The following is a 15,933-nucleotide window of genomic DNA, read 5'->3' as shown; positions in this document are numbered from 1 at the left end:
GGATACAGGGGACGTCGTCCGGGAGGTAGTAGTCGCCCGAGAACCGCTCCACGCGTCCGCTTACGCGAACAGGCCATGTTGCCCGCGCCGCTGCTGTGGAAGCGGAGGACGACGGCTTCTGCACGATCGTGATCGACGACCACACGCCCCACGGCCTGCTCGCCCTGATCACCGGAGCCGAATCGAACGCGTGATCTGCGGCTGCGCGTACGGCGCGAGGCGGCCCTACGCCGCGCCCCGCCCGGTGCCACGAAGAGCTTCGGTATTCCGTCGACCGATCGCTCAGACGGGAAGTTCGGTGATGCCGAGGGCGAAGTCCAGATTCCCCACCCCGTTGTTGGCGAGGCCCACCGTGACCACGCCCGCTCCTTCCAGCCAGTGCGCCATTTTCAGGCCGCCGACGTCCAGTGGACGCATCCCGAGGGTCTTGATGAACGTCTCCACACGTGCCTTGGCCTGCCAGTCGTCGCCGGCGATGAAGACGTCGGGCCGGCCCTTCTCCAGGACATGGCGGAAGACGGTGTTGAACGCCTTCACCACACTGGCGTCGGCCGGGGCCGCCTTTGTGGCCTCCTGCGCGATCGAGGTCTCCTCGCGGTGGGCCAGCCCGTCGAACGTGGAATTGAAGGGGTTGCTGATGTCGACGATGACCTTGCCCCACGATGACGATGTCCCCAGCCGGAGCGGTGCCCCATGCTCCGGTCGTGGTGCCGTCGCCGAGAGTCCTGGCCAGGTCGGCGGCCTTGGAGTGATCGCGGCCCACGATCTCGACGGTGTTGCCGCCCGCTATCGCCCGCGCTGCGATGGTGCGGGCCATGTTCCCGGTGCCGATGATGCTGATGCTGCTCATGAGATGTCCTGCCCTGGTCGTGTGTTGTCCGAGCTGACTCGGCACCCCGCGGTACCCGCGGACACGTTCTGACGGGGCAAGCGGCTGCACCGGGCCGCCGAACAGGACCCGGTGCGCAGCGGGCGGGAGACCGAGGTCGTACGTCTGCTCGCACCACGCCAGGGTCATCGCCTCTGCCGTGTCCCTCACCGAGGCCGCGGTCAAAGCCAGTCTGGCCCCGGTCCACCGCGAACTCGACGGGGGCTGACCGCCGGTCGGCAGCCGTCCTTCCGGGGAGGCGACGGTCGCGGTTCATCGGACTGCGGTTTTCCCGGATCGGGTCGAGGGCAGCCTGCCTCGCGGCCAACTGTGTCTAGCTCTGCGGTAGTTGCGGCTGCAAGGCATGGTTCGCCGGGCACGACGCCGTCAACCTGGAACCGGCGTCAGTCGCGCGCCGGACGACCATGCCGGGTCACCGTCGACATGGAGGTCCGTGCCGGTGACGTGGCCGGCCTCCTCGCTGGCCGGGAAGAGCACGCCGTAGCCTGAGCAAGGCCCCTTCACGGAGCCGTTGCAGAAGCCGTCCTTCGACGTCGCCGTGCCCGTCCGTCACCGATGAATCCGTAGTTCATCACCGCACAACATTTCGGGAGAACCCGTGAGCAAGAACATCAACAACCCTGTGGGCATGGGCGGGGGCCAGCGCAAGAAGCTGTCCCGCGCCGAGCGGCAGAACAACGGTCCGCACCGCAACCTCGACCGCCAGGGTGCCGCCGACCGGAAGGCGGAGCTGGTGCGCAAGATGCGCGAGAGGGCAGGCGCGGCCGAGGGCACCGGGCAGGCGGGCGACAGCACCGCACAGAGCTGAACCGCCACCGCAGGGGCACGGCACGGAGCAGGGCCCCAGACCGCGACAGGTAGCGTTCGAGGTGGTGACCGCATCTGCATCAGTGGAACCCTGCGGCGCCGCGGACCCTTCCGTGGGCTTGGACCTCGCCAGCCACAGACCGGTGAACACGGCGGTGGCCAACGTGACGGTGCCGGCGGCGACGAAGGCGCTGTCGAGACCGGTCTCGAAGGAGGCGCCGCCGGATTGCCGGGAGCGGACGACGGCTCCGAGCACAGCCACGCCGAGCACCGCGCCGATCTGCCGGATGGTGCTGCTGATCCCTGACGCGAGGCCGCCTTCCTGCGGGCTGACCGCCTGGATGGCGGCTCCCGTCAGTGGGGACATGGTCAGGGCGAAGCCGATGCCGGCCACTCCCAGCCGCCACCACACGTTCGCGTAGCCGGTGTCGGCGTGCACCATGCCGGGCGCCAGCAGTCCCAGGCCGGCCAGGGCCAGGCCGGTGGTGACCACGACGCGGAAGCCGTACCGGGCGGCGAGCCGAGCCGCGTACGGGCTGACGATCACCATGGCGAGGGACACCGGCAGGGTCTGCAGGCCGGCGCGGAGGATCGAGCTGCCCTGTACGTACACGAAGAACTGGGAGAAGAAGAACGACGAACCCATGAGCGCGAACCCCACCGCGGTCATGGCGGTGTTGGACACGGCGAACAGGCGCTGCCGGAACAGCCGCAGCGGCAGCATCGGAGCGGAACGACGCGCTTCGACGGCGACGAAGGCGGCGAGGAGGATCACCGCGGCGGCGAAGCTGCCCAGGATCACCGGCGACGTCCAGCCGCGGGCACCCCCCTCGATCAGCCCGTAGGCCAGCGCCCCCACACCCAGGACGGACAGCGCCGTGCCCGGGATGTCGATCGCGGGGGCGCCCGGATTGCGGGTCTCTTCAAGGCTGCGCGGACCGAGCAGCAGAAGGACCACGCCGACGGGCAGATTGACCAGGAAGACGGCGGGTCAGCCGAAGGCGTCTGCCGGCACGCCGCCGGCCACGGGGCCTGCGGCCAGACCGATTCCGCTGAATCCGGCCCACAGCCCGATCGCCTTGATACGTTCTCGCGGCACGGGATGGGCGGCGGCGAGCAGGGCGAGCGAGGCCGGGCTCAGTGCCGCGGCCCCGATGCCCTGCAGCACCTGGCCGACGATCAGCCAGCCGAGCGAGGGCGCGAGGGCGCACACCACCGACGCGGTGGTGAACACCGCCACGCCGGTCAGGTACACCCGCTTGCGGCCGAACCGGTCGGCGAAGACGCCCCCGGACAGCAGCAGCATGGCGACGAGCAGGACGTACGCGTCGACGATCCACTGCAGACCGGTCGGCCAGCCGATGGAGCTTCCCGAGACCAATGGCGTCTCCAGACAACCGATTTGAGTCCTAGAAGAACCCGAGCTTCCGTGGACTGTACGAAACCAGAAGGTTCTTCGTCTGCCGGTGGTACGGCGGCAGCGCATCGTCGGCCAGGTTGAACAGGGCTCATGGAGACTCCGGCGCCATCCCTGGCCCGGCCATGGACCGGATCGTGCGGATCTGGTTCCTCGGAGCGGGCCACTGCTCGGTGGGATGGATGCCGAGGTTGCCGTGCTGGGGCCGATGCCGCGACCGTCGCCGGTCAGCCGACCGCGGCCTCGGCGGGAGCCGGCAGGAAGTCCGGTACCCGGGTGCCGAGGCCCAGGGATGCGGCCCGGCGGCGGACGAGGTCGGCGAGGGCGAGGTCCAGGGTGCCCAGGCCGAACGGGGAGAACACGGTGACGCGGTCCTCGGCGCGTCGGAAGGGCTTTCCCGCGTTCAGTACGGCACCGATCGAGGTGGTGATGAAGCCCCGGTTGCCGCAGAGCTGTTCGGCCAGGTGCAGGGAGGTCGACTCGCGGCACACGTGGTCCGCGTCGTCGACCACGTTGACGGCGGTCAGGATGCTTCCCGGTGTCAGGTCGCGCAGGGACACGTGCAGGAGCAGGGTGCCGGGCCGGCAGGCGTCGGTGGTCAGGTGCGGGGCGGCGGCGGTGGTCGCCAGGCAGACCAGCCGGTGGGCGGCGAGCGCCTCCTCCGCGCTGACGGCGACCTCGGTCTTCAGGTCCGGCCAGCGGGCCTGGCAACGGGCGGCGAAGGACTCCGCCCGGGTGCTGTCGAGGTCGAACACGGTGACCGCGGCGAGGCCGGGCAGGAGAGCCCGGAGGTAGGCGAGGATCTCGAAGCCGATCACGCCGCAGCCGATCAGAGAGACACCGGTCTCCGGGACGGACGAGCCCAGCGTCGCCGCCGCGAGGGCGGCGCTCGCCGCGGTGCGCCGCGCCGAGATCACCGAGCCCTCCAGCAGGGCCTCCGGCTGCCCGGTGGCCATGGAGTTGAGGATCACCGCGGCGGAGGCGCGTTCCAGGCCCCGCGCGGTGTTGCCGGGGAAGGAGGCGATCCACTTGATGCCCGCCACCGGCTCCTCCTCGCCGAGGTAGGCGGGCAGTCCGATGATCCGGTTGCGCGGGTCGTCCGGAAAACGGAGGAAGACCGAGTGCGGCAGGGCCGTACGGCCCCGGTCGTGCAGCAGGTACGCGCGGCGCACTGCTGCGACGACCTCGGCCTCGGCGTCGTCGAGGACTTGGTGGACCTCTCCGGCTCCAAGGATCAGCATGATGCCCCCTTCATCGCCAACTTCGTCTCCTTCCACAGGTGGGACACGTCGCCGAAGTGGCGGGCGACCCATTCGTCGTCGTAGATCGTGTCGAGGTAGCGCTCCCCGCGGTCGGGCAGGACGACCGCGCATCGCGCGCCCGCCGGGATGCGGTCGGCCATCAGGCCGACCGCCGCCACCAGGGCCCCGGAGGAGCCGCCCGCGAGGATGCCCTCCCGGGCGGCGAGCCGCCGGCAGCCGACCACGCAGTCGAGGTCCGTCACATGGACGACCTCGTCGGCGAGCCCGTCACGGTAGAGCGCCGGCCGTACGGCCGCGCCGTGGCCCGGTATCAGCCGGGGCGCCGGAGCGCCGCCGAAGATGGCGCTCCCTCTGGCGTCCACCGCGACCACGGTCACCGGCAGCTGCCGGTCGCGCACGTACTCCGCGCAGCCGCGCAGGGTGCCGCAGGAACCCGTCGCGCAGAACAGGTAGTCGATCCCGCCCGGCACCGCCTCCAGGATCTCGCGCATCGTCCGCCGGTGCGCCTGGGGGTTGAGCGGGTTGGCGTACTGGTTGGGCCAGTAGGCGCCGGGGATGTGAGCGACCAGCGCGTTGATGCGGCGGATCCGGACGGGCAGGTACTCGCCCGTCGCCGGGTCGCACTCGCTCACCACCTCGACCTCCGCACCGAGGGCTCGCATGACGGCGATGTTCTGCCGGTTGGTGCGGGGGTCCACCACGCAGATGAACCGGAGCCCGTAGTAGGCGCAGATCTGGGCCAGTCCGATGCCCAGGTTGCCGGAGCTCGATTCGACGACCACCGAGCGGCCGGGCACGAGGGTGCCGCCATGGATCAGCCCGCGCAGCATCTCCAGGGCCGAGCGGTCCTTCATGCTGCCGCCGGGGTTGAAGGCCTCCAGCTTGGCGTAGGTGGTGAAGTGCCGCCCCGGAGCGAGCTTGGCGAGTTCGACCAGCGGCGTGCCGCCGATCGTGCCGAGAACGCCGGCGGGCCCGTCGTCAGGTTCCGGCATGGTGGCCTCGCCCCGTCGGATCGGGGCGGGGCCCGAGCATCGTGCGGAACACGCTAGTTCCTCCTGTCAGCACTGGATCGAGGGGTGGTGCGGCGGCCGCCGCCCGGCCGGGTTCGGTGCGGGCGTGAGCCGAGGCCGGGCCGGGGCCCGGAGGGTCACCGCGCCGGCGCGCCGGGCGTGACGCGTACGGAGCGGGCGAGGGAGGCGGCGCCGGCGATCAGCACCATCCAGCCCGCCAGGGCCAGCGCGGCGGTCCGCGCGCCGGCCGAGTCGAGCAGCAGACCGCCGAGCAGCGAGCCGATCGGCAGCGCCCCGTTGGACAGCGTGGTCATCGCCGCGAGCACCCGGCCGCGCAACCGGTCCGGGGTGATGCCCAGTTGGTAGCTGCCGAGTGCCACGTTCCACAGCGGTCCGACGAACCACATCGCGGCGTAGGCGGCGGCGAGCGTGAACGGGTCGCGGCTGAAGGCGATCACGGCCATCAGCACCGCCCACGCCCAGTTCGCGCCGATCACCAGGGCGCCCAGTGGGACCCGGCGGGCGAACCACGGCGCCGCCAGCGAGCCGAGGACACCCCCGCCCCCCGCGACACCGACCATCAGGCCCACCCCCGCCGAGGACGCGCCGACGTCGGTGGCCAGCACGATGGTGACCAGAAACAGCGCCCGGAACATCAGGTTGCTCCCCGCCACCAGCAGGGTGGTGGTGCGCAGGAAGGGCTGTCGCCACAGCCACCCCAGGCCCTCGCGGACCTGCTCGCCCATGCTGCCGGCGCGGGCCGACCGCTCGGCCTCGAACTCCTTGCGGATGAACAGCAGTCCGGTCAGCGAGACCAGATAGCTCAGCGCGTCGGCCAGGAACGGGACGGCCCGGCCGAGACCGAACAGCACACCGCCGAGCGGCGTCCCGAGCATCACGGCGGCCCGCCCCCGCGCCTCATTGCGGGACAGGGCCAGCGAGAGCTGGCCCTTGGGTACCACGTTCGGGACGGCCGCGTGCGCGGCGAGCCCGTGGAACACCGTCAGCGCGCCTTCGACGAAGCCCACAGCCAGCACCAGCGGCAGGCTCAGGACGTCGAGGGCGGCGGCGACCGCGATGGCCGCCGCGCCGAGCGCGCGCAGCGCGTCGCACCAGATCATCAGCCGCCGGCGCGGCCAGCGGTCCACCAGGGCGCCGGCCGGCAACGGGAGGAGCAGCGCGGGCAGCAGCGCCACGAATCCGGCCAGGCCGGCGGCGAACGGCGAGCCGGTGATGGCCAGGACCAGCAGCGGATAGGCGATCGTGGTGGCCGTCGACCCGAGCAGGGAGACCGCCGAGCCGCCCCACAGCAGCAGGAAGTCGCGGTTGCGGTGCAGCGGCACCACCGGGCCGGCGGTGGCCGTGTCCGGAGGGTCTGGCGGGTCCGGCGGCCATGGCTCCGCCGGCGCCCTCGTGTCGGGGCTTGTCATCTGTCACACTCCAAGTCCGGCCCGGGCCGGACGCCAGGGCCTGTCCGGCGGATCGCGTCCGGGACGCGGGGTCCGGCACGCCCTCCTCCGTCTTGCAGCTGGACGCACCGGACCCACTCACCCGGGCTGCAAGGCACCGCTGTTCTCCTTCGACCTGGTCCGCCGGGCAGGCGCTAGCCGCGCGCCGCCCCCTCCATCTGCCGGCGCAGACTGAGCGGTCGCATGTCGGTCCAGACGGTGCCGATGTGGGCCAGGCACTCGCTCCGGCTGCCCTCGGTGCCCTCGGCGTGCCAGCCGAGCGGCAGCTCGCGGTCGGCGAGCCAGACGGAGTACTGCTCCTCGTCGTTGCGGACGACGCGGTAGGTGCGCTCGTCGGTGTCTTCCTCGGCCACGGCGGGCCCTCCCTCGGATGAACTGCCGCGTCACGAACCTCACGTGACCGGTGGCGGCGCCGCAGAGCCTGCCGCAACAGCCGCCTTCGACCCCAGAGAAGGAGGCGCAGTCACCGTGGCGCCGACGCTGCCGATGTGACTGCCGGTTGTTCTCTCGGAGCGGCGACGGCCTGGCAGCGACGCTGAGGTGCATGACTGCGAACTCCTCCATCCGGACCGCGCCGCCCGAGCGCGCCCAGGAGCGCGACGCGAGCTCCGCGCTGCCCCTGACGCTGTCCGCCGAGTCCCCCGGTACGCCCCTGTCCGCATACCTGTCGGCCGCCCGACCGCTCGTCCGCGGCCGGCTGCTCGAACACGGCGCGGTGCTGCTGCGCGGCTTCGACGTCGGCGGCGTGGACGGCTTCGAGGCCGCGGTCCGGGCGGTGTCCGGCACACCGCTGCCCTACGCGGAGCGGTCCTCGCCGCGGAGCACCATCAAGGGGCAGGTGTACACCTCGACCGACTATCCGCCGGACGAGGAGATCTTCCTCCACAACGAGAACTCCTACCAGGCGGACTGGCCGCTGAACCTCTTCTTCCACTGCGTGCAGCCGCCGGACACCCTGGGCGCGACCCCGCTCGCCGACACCCGCCGGGTGTACCGGGCGATCGACCCGTCCGTCCGGGAGGAGTTCGCCGCCCGGGACTGGATGGTGGTGCGCAACTTCTCCGACGGCTTCGGCGTGCCGTGGCAGCAGGCCTTCAACACGGCCGACCGCGGCGAGGTCGAGGCGTACTGCGCCCGCAACGGCGTGGAGACCGAGTGGACGGCGAACGGCCTGCGGACCCGTGCGCGCCGCCGGGCGGTGCACCGGCACCCGGTGACCGGCGAGACGGTCTGGTTCAACCACCTCACCTTCTTCCACGTGACCACGCTGGCCGAGGAGGTGTGCGGCGCGCTGCGGGAGATGTACGACGACGCGCAGCTGCCGACCAACACCTACTACGGCGACGGGCGGCCGATCCCGGACGAGGTCGTCGCACACCTGCGGTCCTGCTACCGCGCCGAGCAGCGCCGCTTCGACTGGCAGCGGGACGACGTGCTCCTCGTGGACAACATGCTGGCGGCGCACGCCCGCGAACCGTTCACCGGACCGCGCCGGATCGCCGTGGCGATGGCCGAGCCCTGCTCGGCGGCCGTGCGGTCCGCCACGTACCCGGAGGTGACCGATGTCCGCCGATGACAGCGGCCTGCCGCTCTCGTACGCCCAGGAACAGCTCTGGTTCCTCGACCAGCTCCGCTCCGGTGCCTCCACCGAGTACCTGATGTGCGAGGCGTTCCGCGTCCGCGGCCCGCTCGACACGCGGGTGCTGGAGGCGGCGTTCACCGAGATCTCGGCACGGCACGAGGTGCTGCGCACCCGCTACGGCACCGTGCAAGGCGCCGGTGCGCAGTTCGTGGCCGAGCCCGGCCCCGTGCGGCTCGTCCGGGTGGACCTGACGGGCACGGCGCCGGCGGACCGCGAGGCGCGCGTGCGCGAACTGCACGCGGCCGAGCTGCGTACGCCGATCGACCTGCGCACCGAGGCCCCCTGGCGGCTGACCCTGGTCCGGTTCGCCGAGGAGGACGCCGCCCTGCTGGTGACGGTCCACCACATCGCCTTCGACGGATGGTCCTGGGGCGTCCTCGCCCGGGAACTGCACCAGCTGTGCACCGCGTTCGCGGCCGGCCGGCCCTCGCCGCTCGACCCGGTACCGGTGCAGTACGCGGACTTCGCGCAGTGGCAGCGCGACACCTGGGCGGCCGCACCCGCGCGGGCCGAGCAGCGGCGCGGCTACTGGCGGGAGCGGCTGGCGGGCCTGGAACCGCTGGAGCTGCCCGCCGACCGCCGGCGTCCGGCGCACTGGGACGCGGCCGGGGACAGCGTCGCGTTCACGGTGCCCAGGGAGCTGGCCGGGCGGCTGGCGGTGCTCGGCCTGGACGCGGGCGCGACCCCGTTCATGGTGCACCTGGCCGCGTTCCAGCTGCTGCTCGCGCGCTGGTCCGGCCGCACCGACGTGGCGGTCGGCGTGTCCGTCTCGGATCGCGACGAGGTCGAACTGGAGCCGCTGGTCGGCCTGTTCCTCAACACCGTGGTGCTGCGCTCCGACCTGTCCGGCCACGGCTCGTTCCTCGACCTGCTGGCGCGGGTCCGGGAGACCACCCTGGACGCCTACGAGCACCAGGACGTGCCGTTCGGCTGGGTGGTGGCCGACCTCGCGCCCGAGCGGGACCCTTCCCGCAACCCGGTGTTCCAGGTCGGCTTCGCGCTGCACAACGCCGAGCGCCGCCCGCTGCGGCTGCCCGGACTCGACGTCGCCAAGGTCGAGCCGGCCACCGATCACTCCGCCTTCGACCTGTCGCTGCACCTGTCCGAACTCCAGGACGGCTCGATCGCGGCCCGGCTCATCTTCCCCACCGCGCTGTTCGACCGCGCGCGGATCGAGCGGATGGCGGCGAGCCTGCTGCGGCTGCTCACCGGCATCGCCGAGCACCCGGACGCCCCCGCAGACGCGTTGGAGACCGTCCCCGCCGAGCAACTGGCGGCCTTCGAGCGCTGGAACCGCACCGAGACCGAGCGGCCGCGGCAGTCGCTCGCCGAACTGTTCTTCGCCCAGGCCCTGGCCACCCCGGACGCGGTGGCCGTGGTGTCCGGCGAGCGGGAGACCCGCTACGCCGACCTCGCCGACCGGGTACGGCGGCTGGCCGGGCTGCTGCGCTCGCGCGGCGTCGGCCCGGAGAGCGCGGTGGGCGTCGCGCTGCACCGCGGCACCGACCTGGTCGCCACCGTTCTCGCCGTGCTCACCGCGGGCGGCGTGTACGTGCCGCTGGCCGCGGAACACCCGGCGGAGCGGCTGGCCCACCTGATCGGCGACGCCGAAGTGACCCTGCTGGTCACCGAGGAGGTGCTGTCCGGGCGGCTGCCGGCCCACCCGAACACCCTCGTCCTCGACGCCGTCCGGCCGCCGGAGTTCGAGCAGGCTCCGCCCCTCGAACCGGAGGGCGCGGCCGGCATGCGGGCCGCGTACGTGATGTACACCTCCGGTTCGACCGGCCGGCCCAAAGGTGTCGTCGTACCCGAAGCCGCGATCCGCAACCGCGTGCTCTGGTCGGTGGAGCGCTACGGCCTGGGCCCCGGCGACCGGGTGCTGCAGAAGACCACCATAGGTTTCGACGCCGCGCTGTGGGAGTTCCTCTCCCCGCTGGTGTGCGGGGCCGCGGTGGTGACGGGCCCCCAGGACGCCCACCGCGACCCGGCGGTGATGGTCCGTGCCGTGGCCGACCACCGGGTCACCGTGCTGCAGGGCGTGCCCTCGATGCTGCGCCTGCTGCTGGAGGAGCCGGCCCTGGCCGACTGCGCCTCACTGCGCCTGCTGTGCTCGGCGGGCGAGCCGCTGCCCGCCGACCTGGCCGACCGGCTGCGCCGCACCCTCGACGCCGAGGTCGTCAACACCTACGGCCCCACCGAGTGCGCCGTGGACGCCACCGCCTGGCACTTCGACCCGGACGAGCCCGGCGACCTGGTGCCCATCGGCCTGCCGCTGCCCAATGTGCGCACCTACGTGGTGGACCCCGAAGGCCGTCAGGTGCCCGTCGGGGTGACCGGCGAGCTGCACGTCGGCGGCCTCGGACTCGCCCGCGGCTACGCAGGCCGGGGCGACCTCACCGCGGACCGGTTCGTCCCCGACCCGGACGCGGCCGTGCCCGGCGCGCGCCGGTACCGCACCGGCGATCTGGTGCGGCGCCGCGCGGACGGCGCGCTGGAGTACGTCGGACGCGTCGACGACCAGGTCAAGATCGGCGGAGTGCGGATCGAGCCCGGCGAGATCGAGGTCCTGCTGTCGGCCCATCCGTCGGTGGCCGCCGCCGTGGTGGCCGTGCAGCGGTCCGACGCGGGCGACGCGCGGCTGACCGCGTACGCGGTGCCCGCCGCGGGGGAGCGGATCGATCCGGAGGCGCTGCGAGTCCACCTGGCCGCCACGCTGCCGGAGGCGATGCTGCCGTCCGCCGTCGTCGAACTCGACGAGCTTCCCCTCACGCCGAACGGGAAGGTCGACCGCCGCCGGCTGTCGGCCGTCGCCGAACCCGGCCGGCCCGCCGCCGAGGACCGGCAGGCCCCGCGCACCCCGGCGGAGGAGGCCGTCGCCGCGCTGATGGCCGAGATCCTGGGCGTCGAACGGGTCGGCGCCCAGGACGACTTCTTCCTGCTGGGCGGCCACTCCCTGCTCGCGATCAGGCTCGTGCTGCGGCTGCGGCGCGCCTTCGGTACCGAACTGACCGTCGGCGAGCTGTTCCAGGCGAGGACGGTCGCCGCGCTGGCCGCCCGGCTCACCGAGGCCGGCGCTGGCCCCGGTGAGCCGGCCCCGGACACGGATCCGGACGCCGTCCGGCCCGCGGGCCGGGACCGCCCGCTGCCGCTCTCGTTCGGCCAGCAGCGGATGTGGTTCCTCGACCAGCTGGAGCCCGGGACCCATGAGTACGTCGTTCCGCTGGCGCTGCGGCTGACCGGACCGCTCGACACCGTCGCGCTGCGCCACGCGCTGGACGCGCTGTCCGGACGGCACGAGATCCTGCGGACCAGGTACCGCTCCGAGGGCGGCGAGCCCGTCCAGGTCGTCGACCCGGCCGGGCCGGTGGACTTCACCCTGACCGACCTGACGGGCGCGCCCGACGCCGAGCCGCGGGCCCGGGCCCTGGTGGACGAGCTGGCCCGCCGGCCGTTCGACCTCGAACACGGACACCCGCTGCGGGCGACCCTGATCCGCACCGCTCCCGAGGACCACCTCCTCGTGCTGACCCTGCACCACATCGCTTTCGACGCCTGGTCGACCAACGTCTACCTGCGCGACCTCGACCTCTCCTACCGGGCCTTCACGGCGGGCGATCCGTCACCGCTGACCCCGCAGCCGGTGCGCTACGCGGACTTCGCGGTGTGGCAGCGCGAGCAGCAGCGGGCCGGCCGGCTGGACCACCAGCTCGCCTACTGGCGGGACCGCCTGGAAGGACTCACGCCCGTCGAACTGCCCACCGACCGGGTCCGCTCGGCGGTCCGCGACGCCCGCGGCGACAACGTCGTCGTCGAGGTCGTGCCGGAGGTGGCCCGGGCCGTCACCGAACTGGCCGGCCGGCACGGCGCGACCCCGTTCATGGTGATGCTCGCCGCGTTCCAGGTGCTGCTGCGGCGCTGGACCGGCCGCGACGACCTCGCGGTGGGGACCCCGGTCGCCGGCCGGACCCGCCAGGAGACGGAGGACCTGGTCGGGTTCTTCACCAACAACCTGGTGATCCGCAGCGACCTCGGCGGCGACCCGGCCTTCGGCGAGCTGCTGGAGCAGGTCCGCCGCACGGTGCTCGACGCCTTCGCCCACCAGGACGTGCCGTTCGAGCACCTGGTCGACGCGCTGCAACCGGAGCGGGACCTCTCCCGCAACCCGCTGTTCCAGATCATGTTCGAGCACCAGCACCTGGCAGGCGTCCCCGACCGGCTCGGCGCGGTCGCCGTGGAACCGGTCCGGGCCGGACTGGAGACCGCCAAGTTCGACCTCACCGTGACCGTCAAGGAGCGCGGCGGACGCATGTACTGCTGGTTCGAGTACGCGACCGCGCTCTTCGACCGGGAGACCGTCGAACGGATGGCGGGCCACTACCTGACCCTGATCGGCAGCGTGACGGCCACCCCCGGCGCGCGGATCGGCGACCTCCGCATGCTCACCGAGGACGAGCGGCAGCGCGCCCTCACCACCTGGGCCGACCCGGAGTCCGCACGGGTCGCCGTGCTCGACCCGGCCGACGAACACGGGCTGTGCGTACCGGAGCTGTTCGCCCGGCAGGTCCGGCGGGCCCCGGACGCCATCGCCGTGGTCTTCGGTGACCGGCAGGTCAGCTACGCCGAACTCGACGCGCTCTCCGACCGGTTCGCCGCCCGCCTGCGCTCCCTCGGGGTCACCGCGGAGACGGTCGTCGGCTCCTGCCTGGAGCGCGGCGTCGAGGCGGTGGTGGTCCTGCTCGCCGTACTGAAGGCCGGCGGCGTCTACGTGCCGTTCGACCCCGGGCACCCCGCCGAGCGGCTGGAGCTCATGCTCGCCGATGCCGGCCCGGAACTCGTCGTCACCACCCGCGCGTTCGCCGACCGCCTGACCGGAGCCCACCGGGTGGTCCTGGCCGACGCCGACGCCCGGGACGAACCCGTCCCGGCCCCCGCGGGCCCGGCGCCCCTCCCGGCCGGGCCGCGCAACCTCGCCTACGTCATCTACACCTCCGGCTCGACAGGCCGCCCCAAGGGCGTGATGATCGAGCACCGTGCGTACGCCCACCACTGCCGGGTGATCGCCGACGCGTACGGCATCGTCCCCGGCGAACGGGTGGCGCTGCTGTCCGCCCTCACCTTCGACGTGGCGATGGACCAGACCGCGGCCACCCTGGTGGCCGGCGCCACCGTCGTCGTCGCCGACCCGGTGTTCTGGACCCCGGACGAACTGCCCGCCCGGCTCGCCGAGCACGGCGTCACCGTCCTGGAGATCACCCCGTCCTATTACCGGGCCGTCCTGGAGTCGCCCGACCTGCACCTGCTGGACTCGCTGAAGCTGATGAACGTCGGCAGCGACGTGGTCACCGGGCTGGACGCGCGGCGCTGGTCCGAAACCGGCCTGCCCGCCCGCTTCCTGTGCAACTACGGGCCCACCGAGGCCACCGTCACCTGCCTGCTGCATCCCGTCCCCGAGGCGCCGGCGGAGGGCGACGCCGCCGGCGCCCTGCCGCTCGGCCGGCCCGTGCCCGGCACCCGGGCCTACATCCTGGACGCTGACCTGCGGCCCGTCCCCGTCGGCGTCCCCGGCGAGCTGTACCTCGGCGGCGTCCGGCTGGCCCGCGGCTACCACCGGCGGCCGGACCTCACCGCGGAGCGGTTCGTGCCCGACCCCTTCGCCACCGAGCCCGGCGGGCGGCTCTACCGCACCGGCGACCTGACCCGCCACCGCCCCGACGGCACCATCGAGTTCCTCGGCCGGATCGACCACCAGGTCAAGGTCCGCGGCCTGCGCATCGAACTCGGCGAGATCGAGGCGGCACTCGCCCGGCACCCCGCCCTCCAGGAGGCGGTGGTCACCGCCCCGCAGACGGCTCCCGGTGAACGCCGGCTGGCCGCCTACCTGGTGGCGCGTCCCGGCAGCCCGATGCCCGACGTGGCCGCGCTGCGCGCGCACCTGGGCGCGCTCCTGCCCGAGTACATGATCCCCTCCGTGTGGGTGCCGCTCGACGCGTTCCCCCTGACGGCCAGCAAGAAGATCGACCGCAAGGCCCTGCCGGACGCCTCGGCCGCCCTGACCGGCGGCGCCCGCGAGCACCTCGCCCCGCGCGACCCCGCCGAGGAGGCCGTCGCCGCGATCTGGTCCGAGGTCCTCGGCCAGGAGCGGATCGGCGCCCACGACGACTTCTTCGCCCTGGGCGGGCACTCGCTGCTCGCCACCCGGGTGCTGGCCCGGCTCCGCGAGACGTTCGCCGTCGAGCTGCCCCTGCGCCTGCTGTTCGAGGCCACCACCGTGGCCCGGCTCTCCCAGGCGGTGTCCGAGGCCGTGGAGGCCGACGTCGCCGCGCTCTCCGACCAAGAAGTGGCGGGTCTGCTCGCCGAGGAAGGCCTGCGATGACCGACACCAGGGACCGCGCGCACCTGAGGCAGGAACTGCTCCGCCTGCGCCTCGCCGGACGGGCCGCCCCGGCCCCGGCGGACGGCATCGCACGCGCGCCGCGCGGCGGCCCGCTCCCGCTGTCCTTCGCCCAGCGCCGCCTGTGGATCCTCGACCGGCTCCAGCCCGGCGGCACCGAGTACCTGATGACCATGGCGCTCAGGCTGCGCGGCCCTCTCGACCGGGCCGCGCTGCGTACCGCGCTGGACGGGATCCTCCACCGGCACGAGGTGCTGCGGACCCGCTATCCGGTGGCCGACGGCGAGCCCGTGCAGATCGTCGACGAGCCGGGGAGCGTCCCCCTCGTCGAGGAGGACCTCGGCGCACTCGACCGGGCGGCCGCGGACGCCCGGATCGCCGCCCTGGCCACCGGCGCGCGCCGGCCGGTCGACCTCGCCGAGGGCCCGGTGTTCTCCGCCGTGCTGGCCCGGACGGCAGCGCAGGAGCACGTCCTCCTGCTCACCGTCCACCACATCGCCTGCGACGGGCGGTCCGAGGACGTCCTCGTCCGCGAACTCGCGGAACGCTACGCGGACGCGGTCGCCGGGCGCCCCACCCGCTCGCCCGAACCGCAGGTGCAGTACGCCGACTTCGCCCTCTGGCAGCGCGAACGGCTCTCCGGTGCGGCGCTGCGCCGCCCGCTGGACCACTGGCGTGAGCGGCTGGCCGGGCTGCCGCCCCTGGAACTGCCCACCGACCGTCCCCGTCCCGCCGTACGCGACTCGGCGGGCGGGCTGGCGCCGCTCGCCGTGCCGGCCGGAACCGCCCGGCGGCTGACGGCGCTCGCGCGGGAGCACGGCGCCACCCCGTTCATGGCCCTGCTGGCCGCGCACGCCGTCCTGCTGGGCCGCTGGAGCGGCCGGCGCGACGTCGCCGTCGGCTTCCCGGTGGCCGGGCGCGACCGCGCGCAGCTCGAGGACGTGGTCGGCCTCTTCCTCAACACGCTGGTGCTGCGGGTCGACCTGGCCGGGGCGCCGTCCCTGCTGCTCAGGTACGCCGGGAGGTGCCAGCCGGCGTCGTCGAGC

8 protein-coding genes and 2 pseudogenes are annotated in these 15,933 nt (G+C 73.4%); 4 read left to right on the top strand and 6 right to left on the bottom strand.

Going from position 1 to position 15,933, the window contains the following annotated elements; all coding sequences use genetic code 11:
• Window positions 1-282 precede the first annotated feature (282 nt).
• A pseudogene (locus ABZ646_RS21925) lies at window positions 283-850 on the bottom strand (NAD(P)-binding domain-containing protein).
• A 667-nt stretch (window positions 851-1,517) separates the two neighbouring features.
• Between ABZ646_RS21925 and ABZ646_RS21920 the strand changes: the two are divergent.
• Window positions 1,518-1,697: a DUF6243 family protein gene (locus ABZ646_RS21920; RefSeq protein ID WP_360521306.1), complete on the top strand. Its 180-nt coding sequence runs from the start codon at window positions 1,518-1,520 to the stop codon at window positions 1,695-1,697.
• Between the two features lie 54 nt (window positions 1,698-1,751).
• Here ABZ646_RS21920 and ABZ646_RS21915 read toward each other — a convergent pair.
• The 5 genes and pseudogenes from ABZ646_RS21915 to ABZ646_RS21895 form a co-directional block, all read right to left on the bottom strand.
• Window positions 1,752-3,047, bottom strand: a pseudogene (locus ABZ646_RS21915) (MFS transporter); the annotation flags it as partial.
• A gap of 293 nt (window positions 3,048-3,340) precedes the next feature.
• A complete protein-coding gene (gene sbnB / locus ABZ646_RS21910) occupies window positions 3,341-4,354 on the bottom strand; it encodes a 2,3-diaminopropionate biosynthesis protein SbnB (RefSeq protein WP_360521303.1) in 1,014 nt (337 codons plus the stop codon).
• Entirely contained in the window at window positions 4,348-5,367 is a 1,020-nt protein-coding gene (sbnA, locus tag ABZ646_RS21905) for a 2,3-diaminopropionate biosynthesis protein SbnA (protein WP_360521300.1), read from the bottom strand. The genes sbnB and sbnA overlap by 7 nt, the downstream gene beginning before the upstream one ends.
• A 155-nt stretch (window positions 5,368-5,522) precedes the next feature.
• Window positions 5,523-6,815 (bottom strand): MFS transporter, encoded by a 1,293-nt coding sequence (locus ABZ646_RS21900; RefSeq protein WP_360521297.1) that lies wholly within the window; start codon window positions 6,813-6,815, stop codon window positions 5,523-5,525.
• Between the two features lie 173 nt (window positions 6,816-6,988).
• Window positions 6,989-7,207: an MbtH family NRPS accessory protein gene (locus ABZ646_RS21895; RefSeq protein WP_181809641.1), complete on the bottom strand. Its 219-nt coding sequence runs from the start codon at window positions 7,205-7,207 to the stop codon at window positions 6,989-6,991.
• A 191-nt stretch (window positions 7,208-7,398) separates the two neighbouring features.
• On the opposite strand from ABZ646_RS21895, the gene ABZ646_RS21890 reads away from it, so the two are divergent.
• The 3 genes from ABZ646_RS21890 to ABZ646_RS21880 form a co-directional block, all read left to right on the top strand.
• Window positions 7,399-8,430: a TauD/TfdA family dioxygenase gene (locus tag ABZ646_RS21890; RefSeq protein WP_360521294.1), complete on the top strand. Its 1,032-nt coding sequence runs from the start codon at window positions 7,399-7,401 to the stop codon at window positions 8,428-8,430.
• The gene (locus ABZ646_RS21885; protein WP_360521291.1) at window positions 8,417-14,869 is read left to right on the top strand and encodes an amino acid adenylation domain-containing protein; all 6,453 of its coding nucleotides are present in this window, start codon (window positions 8,417-8,419) and stop codon (window positions 14,867-14,869) included. The genes ABZ646_RS21890 and ABZ646_RS21885 overlap by 14 nt, the downstream gene beginning before the upstream one ends.
• Window positions 14,866-15,933, top strand: a 1,068-nt coding sequence (locus ABZ646_RS21880) for a condensation domain-containing protein (RefSeq protein ID WP_360521288.1), incomplete at its 3' end; no start/stop codon positions are given. The genes ABZ646_RS21885 and ABZ646_RS21880, both read left to right, overlap by 4 nt.

Origin of the sequence: Streptomyces sp. NPDC007162, assembly GCF_040634175.1 — a bacterium.
Lineage (GTDB): Bacteria > Actinomycetota > Actinomycetes > Streptomycetales > Streptomycetaceae > Streptomyces.
The sequence above is the reverse complement of the archived record's forward strand: the minus strand, read 5'-3'. Positions and strand labels throughout refer to the sequence as shown.

Coding starts and splice junctions, on each gene's coding strand:
- ABZ646_RS21890 (WP_360521294.1), top strand. CDS start 7,399: ATGACTGCGAACTCCTCCATCCGGACCGCGCCGCCCGAGCGCGCCCAG.
- sbnB (WP_360521303.1), bottom strand. CDS start 4,354: ATGCTGATCCTTGGAGCCGGAGAGGTCCACCAAGTCCTCGACGACGCC.
- ABZ646_RS21885 (WP_360521291.1), top strand. CDS start 8,417: ATGTCCGCCGATGACAGCGGCCTGCCGCTCTCGTACGCCCAGGAACAG.
- ABZ646_RS21900 (WP_360521297.1), bottom strand. CDS start 6,815: ATGACAAGCCCCGACACGAGGGCGCCGGCGGAGCCATGGCCGCCGGAC.
- sbnA (WP_360521300.1), bottom strand. CDS start 5,367: ATGCCGGAACCTGACGACGGGCCCGCCGGCGTTCTCGGCACGATCGGC.
- ABZ646_RS21920 (WP_360521306.1), top strand. CDS start 1,518: ATGGGCGGGGGCCAGCGCAAGAAGCTGTCCCGCGCCGAGCGGCAGAAC.